Raw genomic sequence first — 21,199 nt, 5'->3', positions numbered from 1 at the left:
TCACGCTCGATCGGACTGATTTATGAGCAATTTCCCCTAATCTATGTGTTTGATTATACTCAATGCCTCAGATAATCTCTAGTTGATTTATCGTGATTTCTTGACAAGTTATTAATCAGTGATCGGGAGTCGGTCGTCGGTCGTCGGTCGTCAGGAGATTATTTTTATTTATTCTTCCCACACCCCACACCCCACACCCCACACCCCACACCCCACACCCCACACCCCACTTCCCACTTCCCACTTCCCACACCCCACACCCCACACCCCACTTCCCACACCAATGCTTAACAATCAAAGATCTTCGCCAGTGTCTGTCATTTGTTTAGGGGAAATCCTCTCTGATCTAATTGCCGATCAAAGCGATCGCGCTATAGAGCAAGTGACTTCTTGGACAACCTATACCGGGGGGGCGCCGGCAAACGTGGCCTGTGGATTGCGAAAATTGGGCATAAATTCGGCTTTTATCGGTTGCGTGGGCAAAGATCAACCCGGAGAACAGTTAATCGCCTTGCTAGACGCTCTTGGAGTCGATACCACGGGTGTACAGTATCATGCCACCCTACCCACCCGACAAGTTTATGTCACCCGCGATGCTGGGGGGGACAGACATTTTGCGGGTTTTGGCGGCATTAAAACGACGGATTTTGCCGATACTGCCCTTAACGCTGACCTATTGCCCGAAAATCTGTTTAAAAATGCCGATTATCTAGTGATGGGAACCCTAGGGTTAGCCTATCCCCCGGCGAGAGCGGCGATGATGCGCGCCCTCGAATTAGCTAAAATTTACGGGGTGAAAGTATTGATCGATATCAACTGGCGGCCGGTTTTTTGGCCTAATCTTGAGGCCGCTCCCGATCGGATTCGAGATTTTATCTTCCGGGCCGATTTGCTCAAATGTAGCGAGGAAGAAGCCGCATGGTTATTTGGCACTGATACCCCCGGAGAAATATCATCACAATACCCCAATTTAGGGGCAATTCTGGTTACTGGCGGCGCAAAAGGTTGTAAATATCATTTAGGCAAAAATAGCGGCACTGTCGAGGCTTTTCCCGGGGAGGTGGTGGATACAACTGGGGCAGGAGATGGCTTTGTGGCGGGTTTTTTGGCTCTTGCCGGTCTTGGAGGCGATCAAATTGGGGAAAATGCCGATTTAGCCCGTAAGGCGGTGATTTATGCCTGTGCGGTGGGGACAATGGTGACAAGGGGGGCAGGAGCGATCGCCTCCCAACCGACTCGGGAACAGGTGGAGGAGTTTCTAGTGGCCTTTGACTCCTAGAAACTATACTAGGGTTTGCGGCAAAAAGTTTTTCGTGGGGGCAGGGTGTGGGGTGTGGGGTGTGGGGTGTGGGGTTTTACCCATTTTCAGGGGGTCAATTACCTAATTTTCAGGGAAAAAGTGCCTAAATTTCCCCCCCGATCACCCCAATGTCTGGCACTTTTTGATGGGAAAAAAGTCTAAAAGTCTTATACAACAAGGTTTTTAGATTTATTCAGCCAACCCTATACTAAATCTGGTTATTAAAAACTGATTATTTATTCCCCCTCTTGCATGAGTGCCTATCGTGATATGTAACCTATACTCAACGGATTTAGGATTATTTGCCAGTTTTTTGGTCAAACCAGTCTAAAACCCGATTCCATGCCCACCAGCGATCGCTATCGCCCCACTGACGCTGACAGGATAAACTGCTGATATAACCCACATGACCGCCATAGTTGGTTAAGAGTAGATCCACGTGGGGATTATCGGCGATCGCTGCTTGCAGATCGGGAATAACTGCGGGGGAAAAGAGGGGATCATCGGCTGCGTAGAGGATAAAAGTGGGTTTAGTTAAATAGGGTTGAAAGGGCAAGGGACTACTAGCGGCATAATAGTCAAAAACTGTCTCAAATCCTAGCTTTTTAATCACTAATTCTCGATCGAATCCGGCAATCGTGGTGGCGCGAGTAATTGCTTCGGGATCGATATGATCGGGATGAGCTTGATGGATGCGTTTGGCTAACTTGCGTAATTCCCTGGCGATCGCTTTTTCCAAATGTTTCCCCCAGGGATCCCGGACGAGATAGGATAAAGAACGATTAGAGTCTAAATTAGGACAAATTACCGCACCACCACCGATATCGACGGGATCGATCCCCATATCTTCCTGATTCTCTGCCGATTTAATTCCCCAGAGGGCCAATTGTCCCCCCAGAGAGTAACCCGTGAACCAAAAAGGAGCAGGACAGCCCATTTTTTGGGCTTGGGCGGCAATATGAAGGAAATCTAGCCCTTCATAGATGCCATCGGAGGTGAGAGTCGGGGATAATTCGGCTGTCTTACCGTGGGCCCGCCAATCGAAGAGGACGACTGCGTAGTTTCTTGCTACGGCTTTTCTGCCTAAAATTCTTAAAAACCATTGATTATCTAAGTCTCCCGTGATGCCGTAGGTGCCGATAATTGTTCCTTTCGCTTGCGGGGGAATGGAAACAATCCCGTAGATAGGGACGGCATTGGCCCCGGTGAAAATGGTTTCTTGATAGACTGGTTCGGGAATAGCGATCGTATTTTGCCAGGTTTCTCGCGCTTTTAGGGACACATAGAGAGTCATGGCAAAACCGTTTTTCAGCAATGGGGGCGGAGTGTAGGTGAGATTATCGGTCTTCGTCCTCGGATGGGCAAGCATAGCAGCACAGGGGAATCAAAAAGTCAAGAGGGGGAGACAAAAATTAACTTATGCCCACCGCTTTCTTAAAAATTGTAAAGCAAATTGTCCCAAGCGGCGAGCAACTCTGGCAGGGCAGTGGCCGACCAATTGCCCTCACAACCGCGACCTTGATAGAGAATAAATCGCAGGGAATAATTATCGGGAAATCCTGCCGCTTCTAACCATAAAAGCTCGCTTTCCGCTTCACAAGCAATACTTTCTTCATCCATTAATTCTGTGGCCATGGCCGCCATAGTTGCGGTCAATTGTGATAGTAACCGACGCAAATCTTGCCACTCGGCCTCGGTCAATTCGATCGCCCAATCATCGCCACCAATTAATCCTTTATAAATGGCTGCCTTAGGATCCCAACCGAGTCGCCAACCTGAACCATATTTGAGAATTTTTTCCATAATTTTCTAGAATTTTAATAGGTCGGCATCTCCCGGTTTTGATAAAGATGGACGACGGGGAGAAGGACTGGGAGAAGGGCTAGGATTGGGGGTTTCTTGGGGGAGAATGGCGGGGTTATAAATTTCGACTAGAAGGGTGACTAACTGCTGCCTTTGACGACGATTAAGACTGTTAATCGCTTTGATATCGGCAGCCATCGGGTTAACCGTAAGGGTTGCTTGTCCGGGATAGTTTTCTTCGCTGATTTTCTCGTTCACTCCTAGATAATCCCCTAGGGTTAATTGCCAATCAAAACGGATGAGAGTAAACCTTTTTTTTGTATCTTGATGATAACGAAGAAAGCGACTTATTAAAGTATTATTCGGATCGATCGCCCCTGTATCTCGACGGGTATAGTTGTTTTCTTTCGGTAAATCTGGCATTGCTTGATAAATTTGTTGAGCAACTGTTTCGGGTCGTTGAATTTGGCTCATCCCGGGGGATTGCCACGATAACCACCAGAAAAATATCCCTATTCCTAGCCAGAATACTAATAATATTATTTGCTTAATTTTCAGCTTTTGAGGGAATTTTAACAGCATATTAATCAAGAAAAGATTGAAGTTAATTATCTAGCACCAGTGGTAATTTTTCAGGAACAATTCAAGGGATGCTGTACTGCATTTAAACTGCGTATTGTAAACTTTAGGACAAATGCTCAACCCCCCTCTCCCTGCTCCCATGAAGTCTTAACGAGTAATTCAGATAGTCAACAGCTTAGTCATCCCCATCATAGCAAAGACTGGACACGATCTAGAGGCCAGTAAACTTTATAGGCTTGACCAACGATATAACTTTCCGGCAAAAAACCCCAAGCATGGGAATCAAAACTATGGTTACGATTATCTCCCAAAACAAACAGGGTTTTTGGGGGTACAGTCATAAATTCTATTTCATAATTGGCCAACTCGGCGGTGTAGGGTTCCTCGATAACTTGCCAGTTGAGATAAACTTTACCCCTGCGGATTTCAATGGTATCCCCAGCAATAGCGATGACTCGTTTGATAAAAAAATCTCCAGAATTAGGCTCTAGTTGCTTAATTTTTTCGGGAGTTATAAAAACAATTATATCGCCTCTTTTCGCTTGATAATTACCAGATTGACTGACGAAAATGCGATCACCTACTGCGAGGGTAGGCAGCATGGATTCGCTCGGAATCTCGAAAAATTCTATTCTTTGATGTAACCAATCGGGAAAATAATTACAGATAATTCCCCAAGTAAAAATTGCTGCCACCATCAGCGCCAAAATGGAACGATAGGTGTGACGATGGGGATGAAATTGATCGGGGAAAGTGTGGTAAACATGATAAACAGCGATTGCTGTAATTAAAGGGGTAAGAAAGAGGATATTGTCCAAAAAATCATCTATTTTCAGGGTAATCAGGGATATAGTCAGAAAAATTATCCCTAAGATCACCTTATCGGCGTACAATTGCCCTAACCCGGGTATAATCCGGTTAGCGAAGACGGCAAACCATGGGTTTTTCTGTTTCCGGGGAATTTTCTCTAAGCTGTTATTCTGTCTGGAATAATAAACAGTCCAGTGAGCGTCAAAAATATTGCTAATGTAAACGATAACCAGAGCAACTATTCCCCCTAATCCCCAGCTTACATGGCCATTGTGGCTAAAAATTGACCAAATTGTCACAATTATTAATATTACTTGAGCGATTGCCAAAATGGTTGCTTTTTGGTTTTTGTTAGCATACCATTGTCCCAAACCGGGGAAAAACATCGAGAGATTGACCGCTAACCAAGGATCTTTTGCTTGTGAATTAGTCGCATAAGGACGAGAAACAGCCGAAAAAAGGGAGGGTTTGCTCATAGTATAGACCTATTGCCAATTCAGTAAACAGTGATCAGTAAACAGTGATCAGTTAACTTAAAACTCAAATCTGATAACTGATAACTGATGACTGATAACTACTATAGCAACCAACAACACTTAATGCTTTTACTTCAATTTAGCACATCTCATTACTGTCGCAAAGCTCGTTTAGCCCTAGGTTATAAGGGGATTGATTACCAAGTAGAAAATCTCACCCCCGGACTACATATTCTCAAACTCAGGTCCCTAACCAAAGGGTTAACCACTGTCCCCGTTTTAATGGCAGCAGATGAGATTATTGCCGATTCTACTGCCATTTTAAAATATTTAGAAAAAGTAGTTCCTTTCCCCTCTTTTATTCCCGCTGGGGAAAAGGAGAAAAATCAAGCTTGGTTACTAGAGGATTGGTTAGATGAAAGTATTGGAGTAGCGACTAGATTTGTCTATTATAATTATCGCGCCGGAGAGGGAAAAGCGATCGATCCTTCCCTGAGTAGTCAAATAATTATTAATATCGTGGGACAACAATATAAAATCACCCCGGCAAGGGTAAAACTAGCGGAGGAGCGACTAGAAAATGCCCTCAAGATTCTAGAATATTGGCAAAATCAGCCCTATTTGGTGGCGGATAAATTAAGTGTAGCCGATATTGCCGCCACTGCCCTACTCAGTCCTCTGGCTCTAATTCCCAGTTATCGTCAAAAATATCCCTGGTTGTTTGCTAGAATCGGGGAAATTCATCAACAGTGTCGGGAAAAATTGCCCCCCGGTTTAAATTAAATGCAGCGAACGACCAAAATTATCATCCTCATCTCGATCGTTTTCTTATCGCCCCTGAAAGCCCTTGCTTTGCCCGCTCCTGAAGATATTCCCGAAGAAGTTTTACGAGCAGAAATTATCACTTCGGCTCGATCGCCCCTTGATAATCAACCCCTAACTGCGGCAGAATATGCCTTACTAGAAGAACAATTAGCCACCAGCATTTATCCCCCCCAAATTAATCCCAAGATTCGACAATTAATTGCCCTGAGAAGATTACAAAAATTCCTCCAGATATTGATACCTTTCTATCGTTAAAATCAAAATAGCCGATCTCCTGTGGCAAGAGTGCATCTGCTAACCGAAAAATTAGAGAGGATTAGAGCAAGGCGATCGCTTTTATCGCCAGCAGACAAAAATCCCGTGTTATCATTAATGAAAAAATCATAAAGTTTTGTAACAAACCTTGACTGCTATCCTCCGCCCCCAAGAAAAGCCCCTGCTTAATCGTCCTTGGTACTCCCTGTCCCCTCTCTGGCAAGGAGACGAAACCGATGTTAAACAAGGTTTACCCCATAGCCAACTCGCACCCCCGTGGCAGATTTTAATTCTCGGCGATGGTTCTCCCACCCGTCATTTACAACTTTTAACGGGTGAAAAAACGGAAGTGGATGTGATCGATATGTCCCCCATCGGCGACGATGAGGATGGCGCACCGATGAAAATTAGCCTGATTCCGGGGCCGAGATTGCGTCGTCAAGTCTGGTTACGCACAGCTAGTGGTCAAAGGTTAGCCTATGCCGCTTCTTGGTGGTCTGTCAATCAAGTGGACGAATATCTGGAAAATCGTTCCCTACCGATTTGGGAAAGTCTCTCGCGGCTGCACACGGAATTGTATCGCGATGTGCAGGGACTTTATTACGGTCATTCCCCGGAATTAGAAATAGCTTTTGGGGAAAAAGGAGCATTTTGGGGTCGTCATTACCTATTTTGGCACGCTCGCCAACCCCTTACCCTGATTTACGAGGTTTTTTCTCCCTATCTCCGTAAATACCTCGGCGAAATGAGAATTGATCAATTAGGATAACTGCTGTAGATATTTCTATGTAGGACTTGCTGAATAATGGTAAAACCCTTTGAAAATAAGGCTTTTGACCTGTTAAAATCTGATGTTAGTGCAAGAAAATAGGATTGGGACATTCAAAAACCTTGCATTATTCTCCTCATAGTACATAAACTGGTACAAAAAAAGAGGGCAACAAAGCCTGAAACGACCGACGACCGGCTACTGACTCCTGACTCCTGACTCCTGACTCCAGGAAAAACTTTTTCAGCAAACCCTATGTAGGGTTTACTGAATAAAGCTAAAAACCTTGTTGGATAATATCTTTAGGCTTTTTTGAAATCAAAAAGTGGGGGAAATTTAGGCACTTTTTCCCTGAAAATTAGGTAATTGGCCACCTCAAAACTGGTAAAACCCCACACCCCACACCCCACACCCCACACCCTACCCCCACGAAAAACTTTTTGCCGCAAACCCTAGTTAATCTTTGGAGAGAATTAAATGATTTTTCTCCGTTAATTTTGCCATCCAACCCGGTTCAATCACAATCGTGCTAATTTTTTCGATAATAATTGCGGGTCCGGCGAGACAATCAAAAGGTTGCAGATCTGAACGCTGATAAATTGGCGTTTCTCGCCATTGATTAGCCATAAAAACCGCTACTCGATCGAGGATAGGAGGTAATTCTCCCATCGGACGGGAGCGAGTTAAAATTGCTTCTTTGGGACTGTCCATAGTCTGGATCAATTCCACGGCAATCGACTCAACAATTAAAGCTTTTTGTTCTTGCTTAAACCCATAACGTCTTTGATGTTCCCGTTCAAAATCCTGACGCATTTGATCGCTAAAATTAACCGCTAAAGTGGCATCACTGCCTTGATATTTTAAACTAACTTGCTGCCGCACCTGATTATAATCCTCTAATTCCCGACCCGCTAAAACTTCTAATTCGTTCATTTCCGTGAGCAACTGCCCGATTAAATCGGCATTTAACGGCTGTTCGATCGCTTTTTCTTTAATTACCCTCAAATCGGCCAAACCCATGCCGTAGGCGCTTAAAACCCCGGCATAGGGATGGAGAAAAATACTTTTCATTCCCAGAGTATCGGCAATTAAACAGGCCACTTGACCCCCGGCACCGCCAAAGGTACAAAGAGTATAATCACTGAGATCATAACCCTTTTGTAGAGAGATTTTTTTAATCGCATTAGCCATATTTTCCACGGCAATTTGAATAAACCCGGCAGCCAGGAGTTCAGGACTATTATTACCCCCCATTGTTGCCGCTAATTCGTGAAACTTTGTCAGCACAATCTCTCTATCTAGGGGTAAATTTCCCTCTTGTCCAAAAATAGCGGGAAAATAGGCAGCTTGAATTTTTCCTAACAAAACATTAGCATCGGTAATTGTTAATGGTCCACCCCGTCGATAACAGGCAGGTCCCGGATTAGCTCCGGCACTTTCTGGTCCGACCCGAAAACGATAACCATCATAGACTAAAATCGAACCCCCACCAGCGGCCACGGTGTGAATACTTAACATCGGCGCTCGCATTCTTACGCCAGCAATTTCGTTATCTGTTTGGCGCTCGTATTCCCCTTGAAAATGAGAAACATCGGTGCTAGTTCCTCCCATATCAAAACTGATAATTTTACTAAATCCCGCCCTTAAACTGGTTTGTACTGCCCCGACTATTCCCCCCGCAGGACCAGATAAAATGCTATCTTTACCCTGAAATTTATCGGCGGTGACTAAACCGCCATCGGATTTCATAAATAACAAGCTAGTTTTCGGTAATTGCTGGCTAATACTATCAACATAGCGGCGTAAAATTGGCGATAAATAGGCAGAGACTACCGTGGTATCTCCCCGGGATACCAGTTTCATTAAAGGACTGACTTGATGGGAAATGGCTAGATGAGTAAAGCCGATTTCTTCGGCAATGGCTGCCACTTGTTTTTCGTGGTCAGGATAACGATAACCGTGCATAAAAACAATCGCACAACTTCGGATACCCGCTTGATAAACTGGTATTAAATCGGCTTTAACTTGGGCGGGATTAACGGCGATTAATTCTTGTCCTTGACGATCGTACCGTTCGGCCACTTCGATAACTTGTTCGTATAATAAAGAAGGAAGAATAATTTGACGTGCAAAAATATCGGGGCGATTTTGATAGCCAATTCTCAAGGCATCTTTAAAACCTTTGGTGATTAACAAAACCGTGCGCTCTCCTTTTCTTTCTAACAGCGCATTGGTGGCTACCGTTGTTCCCATTTTAATCACTTCGATGTTATCTAGGGAACCACTAATATCTTTGATCCCTTGAATGACTGCATCCGAGTATTTTTCGGGATTTTCCGAGAGCAGTTTATAGAGAACAATCCACTGTTGATCGGCAAGGGGAACAATCAGAAATCTAGCGGCATCTCTAGCTAGTCGTTCAATAATTTCTGGTCGATCGATTATCGCCACTATATCGGTAAAAGTTCCCCCTCGATCGATAAAAAATTTTAACATAATCCCTTCCAGTTCTCAGAATCAATTAACAATTGCGCCTAATCCTTTTAAAATAAACTAGATTGATCTATCTGAGTAAGCAAAATGTCCACAGGAATCGCTATTTTAGGGGTAGGACGTTGGGGAGTGCATTACGTCCGTCATTTTTCTCAACATCCCTCAGCACAAGTAGTGGCGATCGTTGACTCCTCCCCTGAAAAACTTCATCTCTGTCGCGATCAATTTAATCTCGATACTAATAAGGTTATTTTAGCCAATGACTGGGAATCTATTCGCAATCACCCCGAAATCTCGGCTGTGGTCGTCGTTACTCCCGCCATCAGTCATTATCCCCTGATTAAAGATGCTCTTAATTTAGGTTATCACGTCCTCGCCGAAAAACCCTTAACCCTCAATCCCCAAGAATGTGCCGAATTAACGGCATTAGCGGCTAAAAAACAGCGTATTTTATTAGTTGATCATACCTATCTTTTTCATCCGGCCGTTATCACTGGACAAAAAGTCCTGCAATCCGGGGGTATCGGTAAACCTCTTTATGGTTATGCCACTCGCACCCACCTGGGGCCAGTTCGTCAGGATGTGTCCGCTTTGTGGGATCTGGCTATTCACGATATCTCGATTTTTAATCATTGGCTAAATAGTACTCCTGTATTAGTACAGGCAAGGGGAACCTTCTGGCTACAACCTAATCTAGCCGATTTAGTCTGGTTAACCCTGATCTATGGCGATGGTTTTCAAGCGACTATTCACCTTTGTTGGTTGAATCCCGATAAACAGCGACGTTTAGGGATAGTTGGCAGCGAAGGGACTTTAATTTTCAATGAATTAGACTCTCGATCGCCTTTAACCCGACAAAAGGGCCATTTTGAACGTCAGGAAGCCTATTTTATTCCCCGGGGACAGGAGACGGAATCTATCCCTATTGCCGATGGTGAACCCCTAAAAGCATTGTGCGAACATTTTTTAGAGTCGGTGGCTACGGGTGTCAATTCTCCTGTATCTTCGGGATCGGTAGGGACGGAATTAGTCAAAATCCTCCAGGCAGCAGAATTATCTCTAGCCAGAGGTGGAGAAATCCTGCGCTTAGAATAGGTAAAAATGGGATCGATAGGTAGGGTCTGCTGAAAAAGTTTTTCGTGGGGGTAGGGTGTGGGGTGTGGGGTGTGGGGTGTGAAGTATAACCTGATTTGCTATTGACGAGGAGTTTGTACGGCGTTAGATTTATTAGAGGTTTTCTTAATTTGTACCCAGTAAGGGGGTATCGGAAATTCTGTTAATCCTTCCTGCAGCACAGGTTATGGCTTTTTGTCAATGGGGAAGTCCAGAACCCGATCGGTGCGTAGCGCGCTCGATCGCTAACGGCTCAAATCAGCGACGGCATTAGAAAGCAAGCTCGGCAGCGACGAATTGCGACCGTCCGCTGCCACGCAGTGTTAGCTGGTGGTTCAAGGAAATAACTCAAAGTAATCGCAGTGACTTGGACGAATAATCGAAAAATCTCGGCGATCAAGTGTGTAAACGCGAGTAATAGTAAGCCTTTCAGCTATGGCAATGATCGCTGCATCTGTAAAGTCAAGCTGATTGTCAGCATATTGTTCCAATATCTCATGCACTCGTACCAAGTCTTCTGGGATTACAGGTTCAACTTGAACCGCATCAGGTGTCATACTGGATACAAAACGGCGCATTGCTTGGTGGCTCAATCTTGATGCAATCAGATAGCAGACCTCAGGCAGGACAACGACAGGTAGAACCAATGGCTCATTCACGCTTTGAGCAATAGCCAACACCCGTTGATGATTGCGATCGCCCTGATCGGTCAAGGCAAACAAAAAACTGGTGTCAAGTATCGCCGTCATACTGAATTGCTTGGGTTAAGATTCCAGCCGGACACCGGATCAATCTCATTGCCTAGAATCTCTTCATCACGTTCTGAAATATCCTGTTGACCAGAGTTGCCTAAACCTGCAACTGCAAGCAGAAAACTAGAAGAATGAGTGGTCAGTTCTCTTTGATGGGCTGCTTTATAGCGAAGATAGTCCAGAAAATTAGACAGTTCCACTAAAGCCTCATCAGGGAGAGCCTTGACTGCTTCAAGTAGCGGTTGCCGTTCTATAATGCTTCTATCCATTACTAAATCTTAGATTAGGACTTCTCCTATTTTACTCCTCAACTCAACGAACAGGCTCACTTACTAACTATCACAGCAGGTAACACCTGAATACAGTCCGCACAAATTGGCATGAAGTCAAAGATCACAGTTGGGGGTCTGCCGTCAACCTAACCCACCAGAGCGGCGTACTGCTACGCAGTGCCTTCGGCATCGCACTTTAACCCACAGTTTCAATCAATGTGCATGGTGCGTTACCCAAAATCGAGCGCTGGAGCAGTAGGACTTGCATTAGGGAACGCACCCTACCAGCTGAATTCACCCGCCATTTTGGTCTATTTTCCAGCATCAGTCGCTTTTTGTTGGTCGGGTGCAATGATTTGTTAGACCTCAAATTCGATTACAGTAGCAATGGAGGCTACAATTTCCAGTATTGTAATTTCAGAAACGCTTCCTAATTTACGAATAAACCTTTGTAAATCCACCCCTCTTAGTTGAAGAGTATCAATTGCAGAAGCTTTATTCAATCCATTGATACTGTTAGGTTCAATTTTAACGTGCCATAAATTTGCTGAAAAATATGTTTTCCAGTCTGTAATAGGAGCAATAAGCTTGATAGGAAGCTTTCCTACTGAATCGGAACTGATGACGACGGCAGGACGCAATTTTTTGATTTCTGCACCAACAGTAGGATCGAAGTTGACTAACCAAATTTCTCCACGTTTTGGCAGCTCAGGGTTAATACTCAATGATGTCACCTGCCATTAACTCCTGCCATTCAGAATCTTGTTGATAGTGAGAGAGCATTATATCGGCTTGACTTTTGAGAATATTCCTCCGTTCAGTCATTGGTAACTTCAGAAAAGCAAGACGCTGTTTTAAGGATGGAGAGATATATTCGCTGGTAGAAGAATCAGAACTAACTTCTTCAACCAAAATAACTACCTCAACAGTTTGTCCTACAGTCAGATCTGGAGATTCAATTTCAATTCTATTTCCCGGTAGGACTTTTGCTGTCCTGTACAAAGTTGATTTAACCATTTTAAGCCTTCTCTTTAAGTATTGTTGTTAATATAGCTTATTAAGATCGGCGACCGCACTTTAACCCACAGTTTCAATCAATGTGCATGGTGCGTTCCCCAAAAATCTATTAGTGGGACTTAAACGCCAAATAAAGATCAAATCGAGTATAATCGTTAAAGAGTAAGCACTTTACGTTGAAAGATCAGCGATGAAAGAGACAACCCCAGCCGCAATGCCCCCATGCTTTGACCGATGGTGTCGGCGGTTTGACAATTGCTTCAAAAACGAAGCGCAAAAAAACGGCTTCAGACAATATTTAGGGTCTGCTGAAAAAGTTTTTCCTAGGGGCAGGGTGTAGGGTGTGGGGTGTGGTGCGATTCGTTGGCTAGAAACTAGACAGTAAGACGTTTAGAGGATTAGCCGCTTGGTAAATGTAGTACCTTGATAACTTTATAACCCTACAGGTGCGGGTTAGTAATAACCTTAGTCCTGTCCTCTAGATGCCTAGAGTGACGGCATTTCCTGCTGCTTTAGACTTGGTACATCTGAGGTAGTGAGCGAGGAAAAAAAAAGCGGTATCTGATAGCCTAAATCAGAAACCCGTTGAGCCAGAACCTATGGATAGCCCTGGGGCGAAGATACGAATTAACCATCGTCAACACCCACGAGCCAAAAGGCTGACAGGCTCGAAACAAAAGTTAACAGAGTTGGGGCTGATAGCTCATACCACTATCAGTAAGGCATTCCCGTTACTCTGTTGTGGACAGTATCATCCTAAGGGTTCAACCAATGGTTATAGGGAACGAAGTAACCCTGATTGACTCTGCCCGTTCGGGGCAGTAGGAAACCATCCGCAAGTCAATAGAGGGAGAGGATGTCCTTAAAAGCCAAGGCTTTGAGTAATATCAAAGATATGCTGACAAAGGACGGGTAACTAGGAAGTCTAAGCAACAATCAACGGTCATATACGCCCTAAAACCAACAATCTTGTCTGGTGGGGATACAGCCAAGAGGGTTGAATAGACAAGGAAATAATAATTCCCATTATTATTCTACTAATGACAGTAGCCTAGTTACTCAGGAGCCGGATACGGCGAAAGTCGTAAGTCCGGTTTTGAAGCAGGGGGTGGGAAGGCGACTTCCTGCTCTACTGTAACGGGTGTGGGGTTTTACCGATTTTGAGGGGGTCAATTACCTAATTTTCAGGGAAAAAGTCCCTGAATTTACCCCTGATCACTCCCATATCTGGTACTTTTTGAGGGGAAAAAAGTCCAAAAGTCTTATCCAACAAGGTTTTTAGATTTATTCAGCCAGCCCTATTTAGGAGGATTATTAGGGGAAAGTGAGAGGAAAAACCTCACTCAAATGGCCAATAATGCCGTCGGAGTAGTTTATAACCGATTACATCACTTTTTGACCGAATCTCCTTGGTCAGACCGTCAGGTGAATGAATGTCGGTTGCAAGTGATGAACCAATGCCGCCAGACGCAAATCCCCCGAGGATTTTCCCTGATTGTCGATGACTCAGGACATCGAAAAAGTGGCAATCTGACCGCCGGAGTTGGCAGGCAGTACCTAGGAGAAATTGGCAAGACAGACAACGGAATAGTCGCCGTCACTACTCATCTCTACGACGGCAAAAAAAGTGTCCCCCTAGACATTGAAATTTATCAACCGGCTAGTTCCTTAGCCGAGGGGAAAGAAGACAAAGAATTTAAGAAGAAACCAGAGATAGCGATAGATTTAATTGACCGGAGCTTAACCAGAGGCTATCGACCGAAAATCGTCTTAATAGATGCTGGTTATGGCAACAACACAAATTTTCTCAAAGCCCTGGAAGAAAGAAAGCTAAAATACTTAGGAGGATTGGCAAAAAATCGAAAAGTAATTATTGAAAAAGAAGGGGGTGTGGAAGAAACAATCCAGCTTGAGCAACTAGCAAAAAGCCTATCAGAAAAGGATTGGGAGAAAATCACCCTAAATCTAGATAAAGAGAAAACGGTTTGGGTAGCGGTATTCAGAGCGAAAATATCTCAACTAGAAGGAGAAAGGAACTTGGCGATCGTCATGAATGCAAGTTCAATGGAAAAAGCCACAGAGGTGGACTATTTCATCACCAATGTAGTTGAGGCAGATACAGTAACAGCTTCGTGGATAGTGAGGACTTACACCGAAAGAAATTGGGTGGAAGTATTCTACCGAGAAGCCAAAGGATGGTTAGGGTTAAGGGAATATCAAGTCAGGGATAAACGAAGCTTACTTCGTCATTTTATCCTGGTGTTTTGTGCCTATACATTTATCCTGTGGCATAAGTTAACTGGGGGATTGCAAAGGCAGTGGGCGAATCGACCTTTAAACACTTTTGTGGAAGCCTTGGAAGCTTTTCGGACAGCGATGTCTTTCCGTTTCTTTGAGTGGCTGACCGAGAATCGGGATGTGTTTGCCGCTTACAAAGCCAGTTTAGGGAGCATCTCACCTTTGCAATGAGCATAAATACTTAGTGGAAAAATAGGCTTTTCGAGGGTAATTCTTGTTTTAATTCTCCATGTACGCAGTCTTTAAAAGCCTCTATTTCGTTCCAAGACACGATTAAGAGTGGCTTTTAGGCTAAGTATAATTACTTATCGCGTAAGTGAGATGCTCCCCCAGTTTAGGCTTTGTTTGGGCTTGAAATTTGTTTAAGTCCCATTAGCAGGAATACTGACCAGTACAACACCAGCATCAATCAAAACGTCATCCACAAATTTGATAAAAACCTCTCGTTGATTCAGCCGATTGCAGATCACCGCGATAGAATGTAAAGTAAAATCAGTCATACACATATCAGACGGTGAGAGCGTATCAAGTAGCTCCGCAACAACCTCCGCCTGTGCTTGTCCTAATAAGCGTTCTAGCCAAATATTCGTATCCAGAAGAAACACTAGCCATTTCTCCATTCAACTGCAAGATGCTGTAACTCAATTGATGTGTAATCAGTTTTAAGCGTCCCTGCCCAGTCTTGACGGAGTTTACGTTTTATAGGTTGGTTAGATTTACTTAAAAGTGACTCTACAAACGTTTGTACTTCAACCTTTAACTGGGGCGATAATTGTCTCACCAGTTCTTCTAGTGATTTTGCTGATGTACTCATGTATTTTACCAATTCAACTTTTTGTAGTAGTTGATAACTGATCTTACCATCAGTCTAGCATAGGATTTGATGAGAAATAGCACTAATCTTGAAAACCCCTATAACCCAGTATCGCGCCCTAAAGCAAGCCCTCCAACCCCATCTAGGGGGGGCTACCCAGTGCCTTCGGTATCGCACTAGCTTTGGAGCATAACGATCGATTTCACCGACATTTTGGATCGTAGCGGAACAATGTCGGTTCTTCGTTACTTGGTATGGTTCGATAGGGGGCATAAATCGACTAAATCCTTATCTGGCAAGAGATTTAATTGATTAGTTCGCTCTAGATCAAAAACAATTGACAAAAATCGCTAAATGCCTTTCTCTATAATGGTTCCATCCCTTATAACCCTCGTCCATTGCATAACACAAACCGAAGAGCTAAAATGTCAGGTACAACGATTTGTTATACATTATCTTTCTTTGTCAGTTAAATCAATATATTCAGTTTGTATTCGTTTATTCTTTATTAGTATTCTAAAATACGGACATTTCCCATTTACTGATAAATCTTTATCATCATTCCCTTTCCTGAATTTAATTATTTCAAATTGGTCGGGATTAAATTTATGTAAAAATGTTATTGGCACCCCCATATATCCCTTATAATCTATTGGTATGTCTTGTGTTTTATTAATATTAATCCCATCATAATTGTCATATTTTGGATATTGAACTTCGTTGCCAAAATATCTTTTTGTAAGTTTTATATCTTCGTGCCGCTTAAAATTATCTAAATTAGTAAGCCATAAACAATTGTTCGGTGAGATTATTCTATTACCAGAGTTATCTATTCGAGTTTCTGTTCCATATAGTTCATAGTGTTCAGGTACAATAAAACCTGAAATACCTCTACCAAGATTTATTCCTAACCACGCCTTGTTTTCTTTAATAAGTTTGAAAATTTCTTTATAGGTTATTGCATTAATATTTCCAATTATCAAAAACTTTTTATCGTATTTAACCAATTGAGCTACATACTCTCTGAATAATGAAAATGGGGGATTGGTAACAACAATATCGGACTGCTTTAATAGTTCAATGCTTTCCGAACTACGAAAATCACCATCTCCATTAAAGTAAACTAGGTCAGTTGAACTTGGTTTGTTTTTTTCCCCTTCTGTACCTGTATATTCAAAGAAAAACCCTTTTTCATCTTCTTCTGTATTAAATAAATTTTTTACTTGCTCTCTATAACAAGATGTTATTATTTTTTTAAGACCTAATTCATTGAAATTTGAGGTAAAATAATTAAAAAAGTTACTAATTCGGGGGTCATCGCAATTGCAATAAACTACTTGATTTTCAAAATGACTTTTATAATGCTGTAATTCGCTTTCTATATCTGAAAGCTGTGTATAAAACTCGTCACTTTTTGATTTTTTAGCTTTTTGTAATAATTCGTTTGTTGCATTTCTTGCCATTTTCAACCTATTTTGATTTAATAAATCTTTGTTTTAGTTATTTACTTTTGGTTATCTGATTAAATATCTCACTGCCTAATACTTTAAGAGAGGTTTTAGAAATTTCAAGCATAATATCAAACATTTTTTTGACATCCCATTTTTCGCCATTTCCTTGTGTGTATATAGAAGTTGCTTGAAGCATAATTGTTTTATCTTTATGCTTGACAAACTTATTTTTACACAAATTGGTATTAATGGGCATTCCATAATTTGCAGAAGTTAACCTATCTAATCTATTTAGCGTTCCTGAATTGTATTCAAGCGTTACAACCCTTCCATCGGGTCTTTTAATTGAAATAGTTTCTGTTAAAAAATTTGAGCCTTCTAGAAATAATACATAGGGAAAATGAGATTCAGATAACATCAAATTAGCGATTTCAGATATGTTTTTATGGGATCTTTCTATCGCATTACCAGCAGCCATCAAATCTTGATCATTTTTTGCTCCTACAAGTTTTCCTGCTTTGATGTTTTCAATGTCTTTCCCCTGATGTTTAGCTTCCGAAACTAAAACGATTCTCCAATTACCGTTATCATCTTTTACTTCTATTATTCCACCATCGGGTATAATACTTGAATTTGATACAAAAAGTGTTTGTCCTAATTCTGGGTCAATTTTCTTTAATGCTTCGTTTATTTCTTCTTTTTTTATGCTCGTTTTGTATTGAAAAGATAATTGAGGAAACTCCTTTTCAAGCTGTTCAATTACAAAAAGTGAAATTTTTCCAACAGTTATGTCGTGTGATTTTGCTTCATCTCCAAATATACCAACTACACCTTTAGACTCTTTATGTTGATTCGTTAATCTTTTTGATTGATTCTTTTTAGTCATATTGTGCCTTTTCTTTACTTAAATCTTCCACTTTCTGCTACAGATAATGTATGTATAACTAAAAATTATACACCAACTTTATGTATAACACTCTCCAGACTAACGATATGGGTTAACTTTCGGCATATCACTCTATTTAGGCGCAATCGCCAGAACTTTTCCCTATATCACGCCCAAAAGCCTGTTAGCCAGATTAGCCCACATCGCACTTTAACCCACAGTTTCAATCAATGTGCATGGTGCGTTCCCCAAAAATCTATTAGTGGAGAAGTAGGAGCCAGATTAGGGAACGCACCCTACAAGATTGCTACAAGCTATTCAGTTTAGGGAGCATCTCACCTTTGCAATAAGTAGAAATGCTTAATGATCTCAATAAAAAAGTTAAAAAAGGCAACCATTTAGATAAGCACAGCGATGACGAAGGACTTGCGGTACATTACCAGATTCCCAACTTGCACCAGTAATTTTAAGACGATGAGCAATTTGTTTAATTTTTGATTCAACAGAGCCAGAGCCAATCGAAATGCCCTCTGCCTGCAAATAACCATAATTGACAATTCGATGTTTATGCTTGTTCAAATAAATAATAAAATTCTCCACTTGCGGCTCTGACCATCCCTCAAAACAGGAGATAGCAGCATCCACTTCCCCCTTCCAGAGAAAACATTTTACCTCCTCAATTCGCTGGAATGACCCGCCAACTTTATAGAGGTTTTCGATTAAATGATACCAATCCAATATTTCAATTCTTTCCTGTTTCTCTCCTATCTCACGAAATAAATTCCAGATACCATCATGTCCATCTCCTAAACAAATTAAAGGCTTGGCCAAAACTTGAGAATTAACCAAATCTAATAAAGCTGAGTTATCTTGAAAAAAAGCCGCTACCCCCAGTTGATGAAAACTCACTGCTTTATAATCACGCCAAATTAAGGCTTTTCCCTTGGCAGTTCTTAGTCGTACCTTACCGCCATCTAGGCTCATTTCTTCCACTTCCACTTCTGGGTTAGACGGTAATTCTTCAAAAGCATAGCGATGTACGAGGCGTTGTTGGGTACTGTGAGAAACAGCAATCCCTGTCAATGATTTGATTTTCTGCGCCGATTTCTCGTAGGATTCATCGCCACTTAATAGCAAACAGTTCTTCTCTAACATTGGACTCATCTGAGTCCGAGACTTTATTTCTAATTTTTTCGCTTGTTTTTCTGTAATTGGTAATTCCCCCAAAATACTTTTCACTTTTCTTGTCCGACCAGCTGTTTCTCCTGTGCTTGTTTTGACAAAAAAATACCGATTTCTGGGTTGACATACTGAATCATTAAATCTCTGACTGTCTCCTCTATCTCTCCCAAGTTATTAAATTTATTAATTGGGGATTGCTCATAGAGACATTGCCCTAACTCTTGACATAACTCTTTAATTCTTTTTTCATTTTCTGATAACATTGAATTATTCCTCCCATCGAGAGCTATTCTGAATTGTAAGTTATAACTATTATAATCTCATTTCTCTTTGTGATCAAGTTGAAGATTTTCTAGTTGTTGACGGCTATAAGTATTAATACTCATTGCATAAGTGAGATGCTCCCCAAGCTATTCTTCTCTTATACCATCTCCGGTTCCAGGTTTCGTTTGGTAACCAATTAACAGCGTTACCAGTGCAGTAATACCTGAAGTCAAACTGGTTTTGAGTGTACCCTTATCTTCTGGTGAAATATTCGCTAGAAATGGAAGGTTCAGCAAAAAGGTTGCTAAAAAGAGGCTGATTATAGAGCCTAGTGCAGCACCGACTGATGCAAAAGCGACTTTTCGATTGATTGAGGGGTTGGTAGTAACAAAAGACGGGGATGGTTGCTGATCGGTTGTGGTGGCTGGGGGGGTGGGGGTATTCATAGAGTAGTATTTAGATGAGACAAGGATTTGATTTCTATTGGTGAGTCAAAGATGGACAATACGAAAGGACGTATTTGTTATACCAAATTTCTAAATCCATGACAGACATCCACGCTCGAATGCTTGCCAAGCCTGTATTCGTTGTGACGCGAATAAAGAAAAATGGTATTAGGCAGAAAGCGATCTATGGTAAGCATTAGCAAGTTTGGTATCGTACCTATTAGCACGATAGCCTGACCCATTGTAGCCTAGAGCAAAACCTGCCCAAATTAGCATATTGCCAAAAACCTTATTTAACTAAATTTCTGACAACTAGGCTCATTCTAGCGACGATTATTCGATCTGGCCGCACCTCTTGATAAAAATTTATAATTATTCGATTGGTTTAACTGTCGGGGGACTCTGTAAAGATTTTTTACCTGGAAATCCACACCCACCAACAAACTTTTTGCCGCAAACCCTAATTCAAACCTTTGCTCCTGTACTTTTAGCAGCACAGGAGCAAAGTTGAAAATAAAAATTAATAACTGTCCTCATCGGTGATAACTTCCACGGGAATCACTTCTTCTAACACTTTCTCCTGCATTTCTTGGCGACGAATCGGTATTTTGGTTTTTTCCAATTCAGGTAAAGCGACCAATTCCCGTTGTTTTTCCCGGACAGTATTGGGTAACAACATCGGTAAAGGTTCGGGAGTTTCTAACCAGTAGCTGGCTACCGGTAGGGTATGTTCTAAATCTTCCAATAAACGGGGAATAATCATCACCGCGTGCAGTTCACCGATTTTCTCTGCTTCCCGCATTCCCGCATCAATGGCTACGGCCACATTAGCGACGGAACCCCGGATAATGGCCGTACACAAACCATCCCCAATTGTTTCGTAGGAAGCTAACTGCACATCGGCCGATTTTAACATGGCATCGGCTGCCCCCACCATAGCGGGAAAACCCCTGGTTTCCAAGAGACCGATCGACATATTGCTCAGTTTGCTGAAACCCCGTTGACTTTGGGCAATTTCGGCTAAACGGCTACCAATGGGGAAAATTACCTCTAAATTGGGCATCGGTCGGGGAATAACCGATTTAGATACCAATTGTCCGAACTGTGCGGCGGTTTTTGCCCCTTCTTCCACTGCTAACCGCACATCGGCAATATTACCACGCACGATCGCCGTACAGTGACCACCGCCAATTTTTTCGTAACCCACGAGGGTAACTTCTGCCGATTTTAGCATCATATCCGCCGTCCCGACGATCGCCGGAAAGCTGAGGGTAGAGACTAAACCCAAGGCGCTATCTTTGGGGTGACGTTTGGTTTTCATCGTCCTTTGACCGGGGTTAGTTGTGGACGAGGGGGGAATGCTTCCATTAACTCTTAATCTAGACATTGAA

The 21,199-nt window shown here is 42.4% G+C and carries 27 protein-coding genes; 8 read left to right on the top strand and 19 right to left on the bottom strand.

Annotation, left to right across the window (positions count from 1 at the left end; all coding sequences use genetic code 11):
* Positions 1 to 115 precede the first annotated feature (115 nt).
* Positions 116 to 253 (bottom strand): hypothetical protein, encoded by a 138-nt coding sequence (locus MAE_RS33125; protein ID WP_158303489.1) that lies wholly within the window; start codon positions 251 to 253, stop codon positions 116 to 118.
* Between the two features lie 30 nt (positions 254 to 283).
* Between MAE_RS33125 and MAE_RS03935 the strand changes: the two genes are divergently transcribed.
* Positions 284 to 1,279 (top strand): carbohydrate kinase family protein, encoded by a 996-nt coding sequence (locus MAE_RS03935; protein ID WP_012264413.1) that lies wholly within the window; start codon positions 284 to 286, stop codon positions 1,277 to 1,279.
* Between the two features lie 15 nt (positions 1,280 to 1,294).
* Complete coding sequence (locus tag MAE_RS33705) at positions 1,295 to 1,462, top strand: hypothetical protein (protein WP_012264412.1); 168 nt, start codon at positions 1,295 to 1,297, stop codon at positions 1,460 to 1,462.
* A 136-nt stretch (positions 1,463 to 1,598) separates the two neighbouring features.
* On the opposite strand, the gene MAE_RS03930 is transcribed toward MAE_RS33705, so the two are convergent.
* From MAE_RS03930 to lepB, 4 genes are all read right to left on the bottom strand, one after another.
* The gene (locus MAE_RS03930; RefSeq protein WP_002758113.1) at positions 1,599 to 2,669 is read right to left on the bottom strand and encodes a YheT family hydrolase; all 1,071 of its coding nucleotides are present in this window, start codon (positions 2,667 to 2,669) and stop codon (positions 1,599 to 1,601) included.
* A gap of 65 nt (positions 2,670 to 2,734) precedes the next feature.
* Entirely contained in the window at positions 2,735 to 3,103 is a 369-nt protein-coding gene (locus MAE_RS03925) for a DUF1818 family protein (protein WP_002758115.1), read from the bottom strand.
* A 6-nt stretch (positions 3,104 to 3,109) separates the two neighbouring features.
* The gene (locus MAE_RS03920) at positions 3,110 to 3,685 is read right to left on the bottom strand and encodes a hypothetical protein (protein ID WP_012264411.1); all 576 of its coding nucleotides are present in this window, start codon (positions 3,683 to 3,685) and stop codon (positions 3,110 to 3,112) included.
* Positions 3,686 to 3,873: 188 nt separating this feature from the next.
* On the bottom strand, positions 3,874 to 4,971 hold the full coding sequence (lepB, locus tag MAE_RS03915; protein WP_041803776.1) for a signal peptidase I: 1,098 nt from the start codon (positions 4,969 to 4,971) through the stop codon (positions 3,874 to 3,876).
* A 123-nt stretch (positions 4,972 to 5,094) separates the two neighbouring features.
* Here lepB and MAE_RS03910 point away from each other — a divergent pair, with 123 nt between their 5' ends.
* The 3 genes from MAE_RS03910 (at position 5,095) to MAE_RS03900 (ending at position 6,820) form a co-directional block, all read left to right on the top strand.
* On the top strand, positions 5,095 to 5,754 hold the full coding sequence (locus MAE_RS03910) for a glutathione S-transferase family protein (RefSeq protein WP_012264409.1): 660 nt from the start codon (positions 5,095 to 5,097) through the stop codon (positions 5,752 to 5,754).
* A complete protein-coding gene (locus tag MAE_RS03905; RefSeq protein WP_012264408.1) occupies positions 5,755 to 6,051 on the top strand; it encodes a hypothetical protein in 297 nt (98 codons plus the stop codon).
* 148 nt (positions 6,052 to 6,199) lie between these two features.
* Positions 6,200 to 6,820, top strand: a complete 621-nt coding sequence (locus MAE_RS03900) for a chorismate lyase (protein ID WP_002758121.1) — start codon at positions 6,200 to 6,202, stop codon at positions 6,818 to 6,820.
* Positions 6,821 to 7,122: 302 nt separating this feature from the next.
* Here MAE_RS03900 and MAE_RS33950 read toward each other — a convergent pair whose 3' ends face one another.
* A complete protein-coding gene (locus MAE_RS33950; protein ID WP_173351057.1) occupies positions 7,123 to 7,269 on the bottom strand; it encodes a hypothetical protein in 147 nt (48 codons plus the stop codon).
* A 7-nt stretch (positions 7,270 to 7,276) separates the two neighbouring features.
* Positions 7,277 to 9,316: a hydantoinase/oxoprolinase family protein gene (locus MAE_RS03895; protein WP_012264407.1), complete on the bottom strand. Its 2,040-nt coding sequence runs from the start codon at positions 9,314 to 9,316 to the stop codon at positions 7,277 to 7,279.
* A gap of 84 nt (positions 9,317 to 9,400) precedes the next feature.
* On the opposite strand from MAE_RS03895, the gene MAE_RS03890 reads away from it, so the two are divergent.
* Entirely contained in the window at positions 9,401 to 10,408 is a 1,008-nt protein-coding gene (locus MAE_RS03890; RefSeq protein WP_012264406.1) for a Gfo/Idh/MocA family protein, read from the top strand.
* 353 nt (positions 10,409 to 10,761) lie between these two features.
* Here MAE_RS03890 and MAE_RS03885 read toward each other — a convergent pair whose 3' ends face one another.
* The 4 genes from MAE_RS03885 to MAE_RS03870 form a co-directional block, all read right to left on the bottom strand.
* Positions 10,762 to 11,175: a type II toxin-antitoxin system VapC family toxin gene (locus MAE_RS03885; protein WP_004268924.1), complete on the bottom strand. Its 414-nt coding sequence runs from the start codon at positions 11,173 to 11,175 to the stop codon at positions 10,762 to 10,764.
* Positions 11,172 to 11,447, bottom strand: coding sequence for a hypothetical protein (locus MAE_RS03880; protein WP_002752671.1), 276 nt, complete (start codon positions 11,445 to 11,447; stop codon positions 11,172 to 11,174). The genes MAE_RS03885 and MAE_RS03880 overlap by 4 nt, the downstream gene beginning before the upstream one ends.
* 362 nt (positions 11,448 to 11,809) lie before the next feature.
* Complete coding sequence (locus tag MAE_RS03875) at positions 11,810 to 12,184, bottom strand: type II toxin-antitoxin system PemK/MazF family toxin (RefSeq protein ID WP_173351054.1); 375 nt, start codon at positions 12,182 to 12,184, stop codon at positions 11,810 to 11,812.
* Complete coding sequence (locus MAE_RS03870) at positions 12,165 to 12,467, bottom strand: hypothetical protein (RefSeq protein ID WP_012264403.1); 303 nt, start codon at positions 12,465 to 12,467, stop codon at positions 12,165 to 12,167. The genes MAE_RS03875 and MAE_RS03870 overlap by 20 nt, the downstream gene beginning before the upstream one ends.
* A gap of 190 nt (positions 12,468 to 12,657) precedes the next feature.
* Here MAE_RS03870 and MAE_RS33120 point away from each other — a divergent pair, with 190 nt between their 5' ends.
* Both MAE_RS33120 and MAE_RS03865 read left to right on the top strand, forming a co-directional pair.
* The gene (locus tag MAE_RS33120) at positions 12,658 to 12,807 is read left to right on the top strand and encodes a hypothetical protein (RefSeq protein WP_012263821.1); all 150 of its coding nucleotides are present in this window, start codon (positions 12,658 to 12,660) and stop codon (positions 12,805 to 12,807) included.
* A gap of 887 nt (positions 12,808 to 13,694) precedes the next feature.
* Positions 13,695 to 14,936, top strand: a complete 1,242-nt coding sequence (locus MAE_RS03865) for an IS701 family transposase (protein ID WP_050766271.1) — start codon at positions 13,695 to 13,697, stop codon at positions 14,934 to 14,936.
* 191 nt (positions 14,937 to 15,127) lie between these two features.
* Here the strand turns inward: MAE_RS03865 and MAE_RS03860 are convergent, their stop codons facing one another.
* The 8 genes from MAE_RS03860 to MAE_RS03825 all read right to left on the bottom strand — a co-directional run bounded on the left by MAE_RS03860 (position 15,128) and on the right by MAE_RS03825 (position 21,129).
* On the bottom strand, positions 15,128 to 15,370 hold the full coding sequence (locus MAE_RS03860; protein ID WP_231859711.1) for a PIN domain-containing protein: 243 nt from the start codon (positions 15,368 to 15,370) through the stop codon (positions 15,128 to 15,130).
* Positions 15,370 to 15,579, bottom strand: coding sequence for a DUF2281 domain-containing protein (locus tag MAE_RS03855; protein ID WP_012264400.1), 210 nt, complete (start codon positions 15,577 to 15,579; stop codon positions 15,370 to 15,372). Before MAE_RS03855 ends, MAE_RS03860 begins: the two co-directional genes overlap by 1 nt.
* A gap of 452 nt (positions 15,580 to 16,031) precedes the next feature.
* A complete protein-coding gene (locus MAE_RS03850; RefSeq protein ID WP_002775122.1) occupies positions 16,032 to 17,042 on the bottom strand; it encodes an adenine-specific methyltransferase EcoRI family protein in 1,011 nt (336 codons plus the stop codon).
* Between the two features lie 37 nt (positions 17,043 to 17,079).
* Entirely contained in the window at positions 17,080 to 17,916 is an 837-nt protein-coding gene (locus MAE_RS03845; RefSeq protein ID WP_002794631.1) for an EcoRI family type II restriction endonuclease, read from the bottom strand.
* A gap of 381 nt (positions 17,917 to 18,297) precedes the next feature.
* A protein-coding gene (locus MAE_RS03840) for an ISKra4-like element ISMae43 family transposase (protein ID WP_148204723.1) occupies positions 18,298 to 19,361 on the bottom strand; the annotation gives its coding sequence in 2 pieces (ribosomal slippage) (positions 18,298 to 19,205 and positions 19,205 to 19,361; 1,065 coding nt in all).
* A gap of 147 nt (positions 19,362 to 19,508) precedes the next feature.
* Positions 19,509 to 19,808: a hypothetical protein gene (locus tag MAE_RS03830; RefSeq protein WP_012264396.1), complete on the bottom strand. Its 300-nt coding sequence runs from the start codon at positions 19,806 to 19,808 to the stop codon at positions 19,509 to 19,511.
* 168 nt (positions 19,809 to 19,976) lie between these two features.
* Positions 19,977 to 20,084 (bottom strand): N-acetylmuramidase domain-containing protein, encoded by a 108-nt coding sequence (locus tag MAE_RS36315; protein WP_080506930.1) that lies wholly within the window; start codon positions 20,082 to 20,084, stop codon positions 19,977 to 19,979.
* A gap of 244 nt (positions 20,085 to 20,328) precedes the next feature.
* Positions 20,329 to 21,129: a carbon dioxide-concentrating mechanism protein gene (locus tag MAE_RS03825; protein ID WP_002775137.1), complete on the bottom strand. Its 801-nt coding sequence runs from the start codon at positions 21,127 to 21,129 to the stop codon at positions 20,329 to 20,331.
* Positions 21,130 to 21,199: the final 70 nt, after the last annotated feature.

Origin of the sequence: Microcystis aeruginosa NIES-843, from assembly GCF_000010625.1 — a bacterium.
Taxonomy (GTDB): Bacteria; Cyanobacteriota; Cyanobacteriia; order Cyanobacteriales; family Microcystaceae; genus Microcystis; species Microcystis aeruginosa.
The sequence above is the reverse complement of the archived record's forward strand: the minus strand, read 5'-3'. Positions and strand labels throughout refer to the sequence as shown.

Bases quoted from the DNA above. Each gene is read 5' to 3' on its own strand.
- MAE_RS03935 (WP_012264413.1), top strand. From the start codon at position 284: ATGCTTAACAATCAAAGATCTTCGCCAGTGTCTGTCATTTGTTTAGGG.
- MAE_RS03930 (WP_002758113.1), bottom strand. From the start codon at position 2,669: ATGCTTGCCCATCCGAGGACGAAGACCGATAATCTCACCTACACTCCG.
- MAE_RS03925 (WP_002758115.1), bottom strand. From the start codon at position 3,103: ATGGAAAAAATTCTCAAATATGGTTCAGGTTGGCGACTCGGTTGGGAT.
- MAE_RS03920 (WP_012264411.1), bottom strand. From the start codon at position 3,685: ATGCTGTTAAAATTCCCTCAAAAGCTGAAAATTAAGCAAATAATATTA.
- lepB (WP_041803776.1), bottom strand. From the start codon at position 4,971: ATGAGCAAACCCTCCCTTTTTTCGGCTGTTTCTCGTCCTTATGCGACT.
- MAE_RS03910 (WP_012264409.1), top strand. From the start codon at position 5,095: ATGCTTTTACTTCAATTTAGCACATCTCATTACTGTCGCAAAGCTCGT.
- MAE_RS03905 (WP_012264408.1), top strand. From the start codon at position 5,755: ATGCAGCGAACGACCAAAATTATCATCCTCATCTCGATCGTTTTCTTA.
- MAE_RS03895 (WP_012264407.1), bottom strand. From the start codon at position 9,316: ATGTTAAAATTTTTTATCGATCGAGGGGGAACTTTTACCGATATAGTG.
- MAE_RS03890 (WP_012264406.1), top strand. From the start codon at position 9,401: ATGTCCACAGGAATCGCTATTTTAGGGGTAGGACGTTGGGGAGTGCAT.
- MAE_RS03885 (WP_004268924.1), bottom strand. From the start codon at position 11,175: ATGACGGCGATACTTGACACCAGTTTTTTGTTTGCCTTGACCGATCAG.
- MAE_RS03880 (WP_002752671.1), bottom strand. From the start codon at position 11,447: ATGGATAGAAGCATTATAGAACGGCAACCGCTACTTGAAGCAGTCAAG.
- MAE_RS03870 (WP_012264403.1), bottom strand. From the start codon at position 12,467: ATGGTTAAATCAACTTTGTACAGGACAGCAAAAGTCCTACCGGGAAAT.
- MAE_RS33120 (WP_012263821.1), top strand. From the start codon at position 12,658: ATGAAAGAGACAACCCCAGCCGCAATGCCCCCATGCTTTGACCGATGG.
- MAE_RS03855 (WP_012264400.1), bottom strand. From the start codon at position 15,579: ATGAGTACATCAGCAAAATCACTAGAAGAACTGGTGAGACAATTATCG.
- MAE_RS03850 (WP_002775122.1), bottom strand. From the start codon at position 17,042: ATGGCAAGAAATGCAACAAACGAATTATTACAAAAAGCTAAAAAATCA.
- MAE_RS03845 (WP_002794631.1), bottom strand. From the start codon at position 17,916: ATGACTAAAAAGAATCAATCAAAAAGATTAACGAATCAACATAAAGAG.
- MAE_RS03830 (WP_012264396.1), bottom strand. From the start codon at position 19,808: ATGAATACCCCCACCCCCCCAGCCACCACAACCGATCAGCAACCATCC.
- MAE_RS36315 (WP_080506930.1), bottom strand. From the start codon at position 20,084: ATGCTAATTTGGGCAGGTTTTGCTCTAGGCTACAATGGGTCAGGCTAT.
- MAE_RS03825 (WP_002775137.1), bottom strand. From the start codon at position 21,129: ATGAAAACCAAACGTCACCCCAAAGATAGCGCCTTGGGTTTAGTCTCT.